11 protein-coding genes are annotated in these 9,430 nt (G+C 64.4%); 2 read left to right on the forward strand and 9 right to left on the reverse strand.

What is annotated here, in order from left to right; genetic code table 11:
* Positions 1–5: 5 nt before the first annotated feature.
* From rpsS to rpsJ, 6 genes are read right to left on the reverse strand one after another with little or no spacing between them, the layout of a single operon-like run.
* On the reverse strand, positions 6–287 hold the full coding sequence (rpsS, locus tag AC5RVZ_RS20440; RefSeq protein WP_074701289.1) for a 30S ribosomal protein S19: 282 nt from the start codon (positions 285–287) through the stop codon (positions 6–8).
* Positions 288–299: 12 nt separating this feature from the next.
* Entirely contained in the window at positions 300–1,139 is an 840-nt protein-coding gene (gene rplB, locus AC5RVZ_RS20445; protein WP_493979217.1) for a 50S ribosomal protein L2, read from the reverse strand.
* A 30-nt stretch (positions 1,140–1,169) separates the two neighbouring features.
* Positions 1,170–1,475 (reverse strand): 50S ribosomal protein L23, encoded by a 306-nt coding sequence (gene rplW, locus AC5RVZ_RS20450; RefSeq protein ID WP_493941555.1) that lies wholly within the window; start codon positions 1,473–1,475, stop codon positions 1,170–1,172.
* On the reverse strand, positions 1,472–2,089 hold the full coding sequence (gene rplD / locus AC5RVZ_RS20455; RefSeq protein WP_494067518.1) for a 50S ribosomal protein L4: 618 nt from the start codon (positions 2,087–2,089) through the stop codon (positions 1,472–1,474). The genes rplW and rplD overlap by 4 nt, the downstream gene beginning before the upstream one ends.
* A gap of 4 nt (positions 2,090–2,093) precedes the next feature.
* Entirely contained in the window at positions 2,094–2,747 is a 654-nt protein-coding gene (gene rplC / locus AC5RVZ_RS20460) for a 50S ribosomal protein L3 (protein ID WP_493979219.1), read from the reverse strand.
* A gap of 13 nt (positions 2,748–2,760) precedes the next feature.
* Positions 2,761–3,069, reverse strand: coding sequence for a 30S ribosomal protein S10 (gene rpsJ / locus AC5RVZ_RS20465; RefSeq protein WP_003803825.1), 309 nt, complete (start codon positions 3,067–3,069; stop codon positions 2,761–2,763).
* Between the two features lie 481 nt (positions 3,070–3,550).
* On the opposite strand from rpsJ, the gene AC5RVZ_RS20470 reads away from it, so the two are divergent.
* Positions 3,551–5,062 carry a glycoside hydrolase family 1 protein gene (locus tag AC5RVZ_RS20470; RefSeq protein WP_494067519.1) on the forward strand — a complete coding sequence of 504 codons (1,512 nt, stop codon included), beginning with the start codon at positions 3,551–3,553 and terminating at the stop codon, positions 5,060–5,062.
* Positions 5,063–5,100: 38 nt separating this feature from the next.
* Here AC5RVZ_RS20470 and AC5RVZ_RS20475 read toward each other — a convergent pair whose 3' ends face one another.
* Positions 5,101–5,235: a hypothetical protein gene (locus AC5RVZ_RS20475; RefSeq protein ID WP_494067520.1), complete on the reverse strand. Its 135-nt coding sequence runs from the start codon at positions 5,233–5,235 to the stop codon at positions 5,101–5,103.
* Between the two features lie 117 nt (positions 5,236–5,352).
* Between AC5RVZ_RS20475 and AC5RVZ_RS20480 the strand changes: the two genes are divergently transcribed.
* Positions 5,353–5,733, forward strand: coding sequence for a VOC family protein (locus AC5RVZ_RS20480; RefSeq protein ID WP_494067521.1), 381 nt, complete (start codon positions 5,353–5,355; stop codon positions 5,731–5,733).
* Positions 5,734–5,882: 149 nt separating this feature from the next.
* Here the strand turns inward: AC5RVZ_RS20480 and tuf are convergent, their stop codons facing one another.
* On the reverse strand, positions 5,883–7,073 hold the full coding sequence (gene tuf, locus AC5RVZ_RS20485) for an elongation factor Tu (RefSeq protein ID WP_493940539.1): 1,191 nt from the start codon (positions 7,071–7,073) through the stop codon (positions 5,883–5,885).
* Positions 7,074–7,311: 238 nt separating this feature from the next.
* Positions 7,312–9,426 carry an elongation factor G gene (gene fusA, locus AC5RVZ_RS20490; protein ID WP_494067522.1) on the reverse strand — a complete coding sequence of 705 codons (2,115 nt, stop codon included), beginning with the start codon at positions 9,424–9,426 and terminating at the stop codon, positions 7,312–7,314.
* Positions 9,427–9,430 lie beyond the last annotated feature (4 nt).

Here is a 9,430-nt window from a genome sequence, read left to right on the forward strand (position 1 = left end):
AGCGCCTAGCGGCGCTTGCCCTTGCGGTCGTCCTTCACATGGCCGCGGAAAGTCCGCGTCGGGGCGAATTCGCCGAGCTTGTGCCCGACCATCGACTCAGTGACAAACACCGGGATGTGCTTGCGTCCGTCGTGTACGGCGATCGTGTGTCCGAGCATGTCGGGCACGATCATCGAACGGCGGGACCACGTCTTGATGACGTTCTTGGTGCCCTTTTCGTTCTCTGCAGCTACCTTCACGAAGAGGTGCTGATCGACGAAGGGGCCTTTCTTCAGGCTGCGTGGCATGTTCCCAGGCTCCTATCGCTTGTTCTTGCCAGTACGACGGCGACGCACAATCAGGCGGTCGCTTTCCTTGTTCGGGCGGCGGGTGCGGCCCTCGGGCTTGCCGTTCGGGTTGACCGGGTGGCGGCCACCGGAGGTCTTGCCCTCGCCACCACCGTGCGGGTGGTCGATCGGGTTCATGGCCACACCGCGGACGGTCGGGCGGACGCCCTTCCAGCGCATGCGGCCGGCCTTGCCCCAGCTGATGTTGGACTGCTCGGCATTGCCCACCTCGCCGATGGTTGCGCGGCAGCGCACATCAACGTTGCGGATTTCACCGGACGGCAGGCGGAGCTGGCCGTACTTGCCTTCCTTGGCCACCAGCTGCACGGAGGCACCGGCGGAGCGGGCCATCTTGGCACCGCCGCCCGGACGCAGCTCCACAGCGTGGATGACCGTACCGACGGGGATGTTGCGCAGCGGCAGGTTGTTGCCCGGCTTGATGTCGGCGCTGGCGCCGGCCTCGACCGTGTCCCCCTGCTTCAGCTTGGCCGGAGCCAGGATGTAGCGCTTGGTGCCATCAACGTAGTGCAGCAGGGCGATCCGCGCGGTGCGGTTCGGGTCGTACTCGATGTGAGCGACCTTGGCGGGCACGCCGTCCTTGTCGTGGCGACGGAAGTCGATCAGACGGTACTGGCGCTTGTGTCCGCCGCCCTTGTGGCGGGTAGTGATCTTGCCGGAGTTGTTACGTCCACCTGACTTGGTCAGCGGGCGCAGCAACGACTTTTCCGGCGTCGATCGCGTGATTTCAGCGAAGTCGGCTACGCTCGAGCCGCGACGGCCCGGTGTAGTCGGCTTGTATTTACGGATTCCCATAGTTCAATTCCTCGTTAAAGTGGTCTCCGCTTAAGAAAGCGGACCGCCGAAGATGTCGATTGTGCCTTCCTTCAGGGTGACAATTGCGCGCTTGGTGTCCTTGCGCTGTCCCCATCCGAACTTGGTCCGCTTGCGCTTACCGGCACGGTTGATGGTGTTGATCGAGTCGACCTTGACGGAGAAAATCTTCTCCACGGCCAGCTTGATCTCGGTCTTGTTCGAGCGGGGGTCGACCAGGAAGGTGTACTTACCTTCGTCGATCAGGCCGTAGCTCTTCTCCGAAACGACGGGAGCAAGGATCACGTCGCGGGGATCTTTTGTGGTGGTCGCGCTCACTTGGCGTCCTCCTTGGCAGTTGCCTTAGCTGCGATGAATGCCTCGTAGGCGGCCTGGGTGAAGACCACGTCGTCGGAAACGAGCACGTCGTAGGTGTTCAACTGATCCACGTAAATGGTGTGAACAGCCTCGATGTTGCGCAGGCTCAGGGCCGCCACATCGTTGGCGCGCTCGATGACTACGAGCAGGTTCTTGCGGTCGGTGATGGCGCGCAGGGCGTCGGTAGCGGCCTTGGTGGACGGCTTGTCGCCGGCAACCAGTGCCTCCACGACGTGGATGCGGCCGTTGCGTGCCCGGTCGGAGAGGGCGCCGCGCAGGGCAGCGGCCTTCATCTTCTTGGGAGTGCGCTGGCTGTAGTCGCGCGGGGTCGGGCCGTGCACGACGCCGCCGCCGGTCATGTGCGGGGCGCGGATCGAACCCTGGCGGGCGCGGCCGGTGCCCTTCTGCTTGAACGGCTTGCGGCCGGCACCGGAAACCTCGGCGCGGGTCTTGGTCTTGTGGGTTCCCTGCCGGGCAGCAGCGAGCTGTGCGACGACGACCTGGTGCAGCAGCGGCACGTTGGTCTGGACGTCGAAGATCTCTGCAGGCAGGTCAACCTTGAGCGTGTTGGCCATTGAACTAGGCTCCCTTCACAGCGGAACGGACGAGAACGACCGAGCCGCGGGCACCGGGAACGGCACCCTTGATCAAGAGCAGCGAGTTCTCGGTGTCCACAGCGTGAACGGTCAGGTTCAGCGTGGTCTGGCGGACGGCACCCATGCGGCCGGACATGCGCATGCCCTTGAAAACGCGGCCCGGAGTGGACGCGCCGCCGATGGAACCGGGCTTGCGGTGGTTCTTGTGCGCGCCGTGCGAGGCACCCACACCGGCAAAGCCGTGACGCTTCATGACACCGGCGAAGCCCTTGCCCTTGGTGGTTCCGACGACGTCGACCTTCTGGCCGGTCTCGAACAGTTCCACGGAGAGTTCCTGGCCCAGCTCGTAGGAGCCGGCATCGGCGGTGCGCAGCTCGACCACGTGGCGGCGCGGGGTAACCCCGGCCTTCTCGAAGTGGCCGGCCAGCGGCTTGGTCACCTTGCGCGGGTCGATCTGGCCGTAGCCGATCTGGACGGCGGTGTAGCCGTCGACGTCCGCAGAGCGCAGCTGGGTGATGACGTTGGAGTCGGCCTTGACGACGGTGACCGGGATGAGCCGGTTGTTCTCGTCCCAGACCTGGGTCATGCCGAGCTTGGTGCCCAGCAGTCCCTTTACTTGGCGTGTAGTGGTAGACAAATTACTCACTCCCCTACAGCTTGATTTCGATGTTCACGTCCGCCGGCAGGTCGAGCCGCATCAGCGAATCGACGGCCTTGGGCGTGGGATCGATAATGTCGATCAGCCGCTTGTGGGTGCGCATCTCAAAGTGCTCCCGGCTGTCCTTGTACTTGTGCGGCGACCGGATAACGCAGTACACGTTCTTCTCGGTGGGCAGCGGCACGGGGCCCACTACCGTTGCGCCTGCACGCGTGACCGTCTCGACGATCTTCCGTGCTGAAACATCAATGACCTCGTGGTCATATGACTTCAGACGGATGCGGATTTTCTGTCCCGCCATGGCGTCTCCGCTCTCTTTCTCAGTGCTGCTCTGTTGACTTTCTCCTGATGCGCCCCGACGGCTGGATCGCTCCTGGCCTGGCGCTCCTCCGGCAGACTGAATCCGGATGAATCCGGGTTCCTCACCCTGCTGAGGCTCCGACCCCCGCGGTCGGGCGTGTCGCGAACATTCTGCGCACTCCGCCCGCTCAAAATGGAGGGTGGGTTATATTTGGGCTTCTTTGAACTCTGTGGAGCCTGACCCTGCCCCGGGCATTATCCCGGGCGGGACCCAGCTTCGCACGAAGACATGCAAAAGCGCTTGAACAACTCATCTAGTGTGGCAGACTTTGGCCCTGATTGCGAATCGGCCTCCGGCCCAGGAAGCGGGTCACCCCCACCGCCCCGCTATGGCGCGGACCCGCCGGCAGTGCGATGCTGGTGCCAGCCCGCTCCGGCGGGCACCGCATACGGGAGACCAGGTTTCAGGAGGACAACAGCGAATGGCAATGGACAGCGGGCGCCTGGCGGCAATGATCCCGTCCGACTTTACCCTGGGCGTGGCCACGGCGGCATTCCAGATCGAGGGCGCCGTGGCCGAAGAGGGCCGCGGACCCTCCGGCTGGGATGCGTTTTCGCACGAGCCGGGGCGGATTGCCGGCGGGGCGACGGCGGACGCGGCCTGCGACCACTACCACCGGATGCCGGAGGACGTCGCGCTGATGGCCGATCTCGGCGTGGACTCGTACCGGTTCTCGCTGTCCTGGCCGCGGATCCAACCCGGCGGACAGGGGCCGGTCAACCAGCGCGGCATCGACTTCTACGACCGGCTGCTGGATGAACTGCTGGCCCGGGGCATCTCCCCGATGTGCACGCTCTACCACTGGGACACGCCGCTTCCGCTGGAGCACGCCGGCGGCTGGCTCAACCGGGATACCGCGTACCGGCTGGCCGACTTCGCGGCCATCGCCGCGGACAAGTTCGGCGACCGGGTGGACCGTTGGGTCACGATCAACGAGCCGACCACCGTCACCCTCAACGGCTACGGCCTCGGCGTCCATGCTCCCGGGCAGGCCGGGCTGTTCGACGCCCTGCCGGCCGCGCACCATCTCATCCTCGCGCACGGGCTCAGCCTCTCGGCACTGCGGGCCGGCGGAATCTCGGGCGAGGCGGGCATCACGAACGTCTACTCCCCCGTGGTGGGCGCCAAGGACGGGCTGGCCCACGATGTGCTGGTGGAACTGTTCGACGTGCTGCACAACGGCATGTTTTCGGACCCGGTGCTGCTGGGCCGCTACCCGGAGTTCAACCCGGTGCTTAAGCCCGCACTCCAGTACCTGCGCGAGATTCCGGACGAAGACCTGGCGGTGATGAGCCAGCCGCTGGATTTCTACGGGCTGAACTACTACTTCCCCACCAGGATCGGCATCGGCCCGGGGCCGCTGACCGGACCGGAGGCGATCCCCGACGGCCTGCCCGAGCTGCTCTGGGAGCAGGGCGGCGAGCTGCCGTTCCACCTGGCCGCGTGGCCGGGGTACGACCGGACAGAGTTCGGCTGGCCCGTGGCACCCGACTACCTGCAGGTCGCCCTCGCCCAGATGGCCGAGCGCTACCCCAACCTGCCGCCGGTCTACATCACCGAGGGGGGCGCCAGCTTCAAGGATGTGGTGGTCCGCGATGCGCTGACCAAGGAGCCGTCGGTCGCGGACGTGCGGCGGATCGACTACCTGGCCTCGCACCTGGAGGCCGCGCTCACCGCGACGGCGCCGGACGGGCCCGCAGCCGGCATCGACCTGCGCGGCTACTACGTGTGGACGCTGATGGACAACTTCGAATGGGCGGCGGGGTACAGCCAGCGCTTCGGCCTGGTGTACGTGGACTTCGCCACCCAGCAGCGGATCCGCAAGGCGTCCTTCCACTGGCTGAAGGATGTGGCCGCGCGCCGCCGTCGTGCCGGTGCCGGCGAGGCGGCCGGGCAGACCGAGGCGGCGGTGGCAGCACCGGGTCAGGCCTGACGGCCCGCCGGCGCGTTCGCCGGTCCCCGGCGCTTCGGCTACGGCCCGCCGTTGGCGCGCCGGATGCGGCGGGCCCGGTCCAGTTCATGGCGAAAGTACCGCCTGCCCCAGGACACCGCCCCGACCACCGCGGCGGCCAGGCCCAGGACGATCCACACGATCAGCCATTCCATGGTTCCGATCCTACTGGTTGGCGGTCGAAATTCGTGCCCGTCCTCCAGTTCCCGGGGCCACGGCCGCGACTATTCTGGGAGTGTCCACCGCAGATGCTCCCAGGAAGCCGGACAACCATGCTCAGCACCAAAACCATGACGACGGTCCTGCCCGTGAAGGACATGGACCGGGCGCGCGCGTTCTACCAGGATTCCCTCGGCCTGCAGCCGGCCGGCCCGCTCGGAGAGGATACGTTCCTTTTCTCCAGCGACGGTTCCACCGCGGTAGAACTCATCGTCCGACCGGACGCCGACACGTCGGACCACACCTCGATCAGCTTCGAGGTGGCCGATTTGGAAACCGAGATGTCCGAACTGGCCGGCCGCGGCGTCGACTTCGCGGACTACGACCTGCCGGGCCTCAAGACCGTGAACCACATCGCGGTGACCGGCCACCAGCGCTGCGCCTGGTTCCCGGACACGGAGGGCAACATTCTCTGCCTGCACCAGAACATCTGAAACGGGAGGAACACGACCGAGGGCGCGGCCGGAGCGTCCGCGCAGCATTCCACCGGGCGCACCATTAAACGAGAGAACCCCCGCCGTCCTGAGACGGCGGGGGTTCTCTCTGCCTCCGACCGGAAACCTCCGGTCAGCAGATCACGAAGTTACTTGGTGATCTTGGTGACGCGGCCCGAACCAACGGTGCGGCCGCCTTCACGGATAGCGAAGCCGAGGCCCTCTTCCATGGCGATCGGCTGGATGAGCTCAACGGTCATCTCAGTGTTATCGCCCGGCATGACCATTTCGGTGCCTTCCGGCAGGGTGATAACGCCGGTCACGTCGGTGGTGCGGAAGTAGAACTGCGGACGGTAGTTCGAGTAGAACGGGTTGTGGCGGCCGCCTTCATCCTTGGACAGGATGTAGACGTTGGCCTCGAAATCGGTGTGCGGGGTGATCGAACCCGGCTTCACGATAACCTGGCCGCGCTCCACGTCTTCGCGCTTGATACCGCGCAGCAGCAGGCCACAGTTCTCGCCTGCCCATGCTTCGTCGAGCTGCTTGTGGAACATCTCGATACCGGTAACGGTGGTCTTCTGGACCGGGCGGATGCCGACGATCTCGACCTCGGAGTTGATGGCGAGGGTACCGCGCTCGGCGCGGCCGGTCACCACAGTGCCGCGGCCGGTGATGGTGAAGACGTCTTCAACCGGCATCAGGAACGGCTTGTCCTTGTCGCGGACCGGGTCCGGGATGTACTCGTCAACGGCGTCCATCAGGTCCTCGACGGACTTGACCCACTGGGCGTCGCCTTCCAGGGCCTTCAGGCCGGAAGTGCGGATGACCGGTGCGTTGTCGCCATCGAACTCCTGCGAGCTGAGCAGCTCACGGACTTCCATTTCGACCAGGTCGAGCAGTTCCTCGTCCTCAACCATGTCCGACTTGTTCAGGGCCACCAGCAGCGTCGGAACGCCAACCTGGCGGGCCAGCAGAACGTGCTCGCGGGTCTGGGCCATCGGGCCGTCAGTCGCAGCAACCACCAGGATTGCGCCGTCCATCTGGGCGGCACCGGTGATCATGTTCTTGATGTAGTCGGCGTGGCCGGGGGCGTCCACGTGTGCGTAGTGGCGCTTCTCGGTCTGGTACTCGACGTGCGAGATGTTGATGGTGATGCCGCGCTGGCGCTCTTCCGGGGCAGAGTCGATAGCTGCGAAGTCACGCTGCTCGTTGAGATCGGGGTACTTGTCAGCAAGCACCTTGGAAATGGCAGCGGTCAACGTGGTCTTACCGTGGTCAACGTGACCGATGGTGCCAATGTTGACGTGCGGCTTAGTCCGCTCGAACTTTGCCTTCGCCACGGGTTCCTCCTAGAACGTGTTGAGAAGATTTGCTCTTCGGACGCGATTGTCACGGCCGAAACTTGAACAAGTCTACTTCGGGCTTTTGTATTTGGTGAAATTACTGGTTCCGTCAGGTACCGGCAAAAACTTGCGCGGTTCCGTTCGTGGGTTGTGCCGGCGGCCGGCTGCGTGAGCCGACCGGCCGCCTGCACGGCGTGCCGGATCCTTACGGATAAGGACCCGCCACCCTGGGGTTTTACTCGCCGCGCGTCTTCTGGATGATCTCGTCGGCAACAGCCTTCGGGACCTCAGCGTAGCTTTCGAACTGCATCGAGTACACCGCGCGGCCCTGCGTCTTGGAACGCAGATCGCCGATGTAGCCGAACATCTCGGAAAGCGGAACGTTAGCGCGCACAACCTTCACGCCACTAGCGTCCTCCATGGACTGGATCTGTCCACGGCGGGAGTTCAGGTCGCCGATCACGTCGCCCATGTATTCCTCAGGGGTACGTACCTCGACGGCCATCAGCGGCTCGAGCAGGACCGGGTTGGCGCGGCGTGCGCCTTCCTTGAAGACCTGGGAACCAGCGATCTTGAAGGCCATTTCCGAAGAGTCGACGTCGTGGTATGCGCCGTCGAGCAGGATGGCCTTGACACCGACCAGCGGGTAGCCGGCCAGGATGCCGAGCTGCATGGCATCCTGGATGCCAGCGTCGACCGAGGGAATGTATTCGCGCGGAATACGGCCACCGGTGACCTTGTTCTCGAACTCGTAGAAGGTGCCGTCGGTAGTGTCCAGCGGCTCGAAGGAGACCTGGACCTTCGCGAACTGGCCGGATCCACCCGTCTGCTTCTTGTGGGTGAAGTCGACCTTCTCGACAGCCTTCTTGATGGTTTCACGGTAGGCAACCTGGGGCTTGCCCACGTTGGCCTCGACCTTGAACTCGCGGCGCATGCGGTCCACCAGGATGTCCAGGTGCAGCTCGCCCATGCCGCCGATTTCGGTCTGTCCGGTCTCTTCGTTCAGCGAAACGGTGAACGTCGGGTCCTCGGCGGAGAGCTTCTGGATAGCCGTGGAGAGCTTCTCCTGGTCGCCCTTCGTCTTCGGCTCGATCGCCACGAAGATCACCGGCTCCGGGAACGACATCGACTCGAGGACGATCGGAGCGTCGACGGCACACAGGGTGTCGCCGGTGGTGGTGTCCTTCAGGCCGATCACCGCGTAGATGTGGCCTGCGTGCACCTCCTCCACCGGGTTCTCCTTGTTGGCGTGCATCTGGAACAGCTTGCCGATGCGCTCCTTCTTGCCCTTGGTGGAGTTCAGCAGCTGGGTTCCGGAGGTGGCCTTGCCCGAGTAAACCCGGATGAAGGTCAGCTGGCCGAAGAACGGGTGCGCCGCAACCTTGAACGCCAGGGCCGAGAACGGCTCCTCCTCGTTCGGCTTGCGGGTCAGCTCGATTTCCTCGTTCTTCGGGTCGTGACCGACCATCGAGGGAACGTCGACCGGGGACGGCAGGTAGTCGATGACTGCGTCGAGCATCGGCTGCACACCGCGGTTCTTGAAGGCAGAACCACAGAAGACCGGGTAGATCTCCGAGTTGACGACCATCTTGCGGATGCCGGCCTTCAGCTCGTCGATGGAAATCTCTTCGCCTTCGAGGTACTTCTCCATGAGTTCCTCGGAAGCCTCGGCAACGGATTCAACCAGCTGCGCGCGGTATTCCTCGGCCTTGGCCTGCATGTCCGCGGGGATCTCCCGGGTCTCGTAGGCGGCACCCATGGACACATCGCCCTTGGCGTCACCCTCCCAGACCATGGCCTTCATGGTCAGCAGGTCGACGACACCGATGAAGTCGTTCTCGGAACCGATCGGCAGCTGCATGACCAGCGGCTTGGCGCCGAGGCGCTTGATGATGGTGTCCACCGTGAAGTAGAAGTCGGCGCCGAGCTTGTCCATCTTGTTGACGAAGCAGATGCGCGGAACTTCGTACTTGTCGGCCTGGCGCCACACAGTCTCGGACTGCGGCTCCACGCCTTCCTTACCGTCGAAGACAGCGACAGCACCGTCGAGGACGCGCAACGAACGCTCGACCTCCACCGTGAAGTCCACGTGGCCCGGGGTGTCGATGATGTTGATCTGGTTCTGGTTCCAGAAGCAGGTCACCGCGGCGGAGGTGATGGTGATGCCGCGTTCCTTTTCCTGTTCCATCCAGTCGGTCGTCGACGCACCGTCGTGAGTTTCGCCGAGCTTGTGGTTCACACCCGTGTAAAACAGGATGCGTTCCGTAGTGGTGGTCTTGCCGGCATCGATGTGGGCCATGATGCCGATATTGCGGACCTTCGTGAGGTCGGTTAGCACGTCCAGTGCCACAATG

The sequence above is a fragment of the Arthrobacter sp. Cza30 genome (assembly GCF_059090765.1).

Bases quoted from the DNA above. Each gene is read 5' to 3' on its own strand.
- rpsS (WP_074701289.1), bottom strand. From the start codon at position 287: ATGCCACGCAGCCTGAAGAAAGGCCCCTTCGTCGATCAGCACCTCTTC.
- rplB (WP_493979217.1), bottom strand. From the start codon at position 1,139: ATGGGAATCCGTAAATACAAGCCGACTACACCGGGCCGTCGCGGCTCG.
- rplD (WP_494067518.1), bottom strand. From the start codon at position 2,089: ATGGCCAACACGCTCAAGGTTGACCTGCCTGCAGAGATCTTCGACGTC.
- rpsJ (WP_003803825.1), bottom strand. From the start codon at position 3,069: ATGGCGGGACAGAAAATCCGCATCCGTCTGAAGTCATATGACCACGAG.
- AC5RVZ_RS20470 (WP_494067519.1), top strand. From the start codon at position 3,551: ATGGCAATGGACAGCGGGCGCCTGGCGGCAATGATCCCGTCCGACTTT.
- AC5RVZ_RS20475 (WP_494067520.1), bottom strand. From the start codon at position 5,235: ATGGAATGGCTGATCGTGTGGATCGTCCTGGGCCTGGCCGCCGCGGTG.
- AC5RVZ_RS20480 (WP_494067521.1), top strand. From the start codon at position 5,353: ATGCTCAGCACCAAAACCATGACGACGGTCCTGCCCGTGAAGGACATG.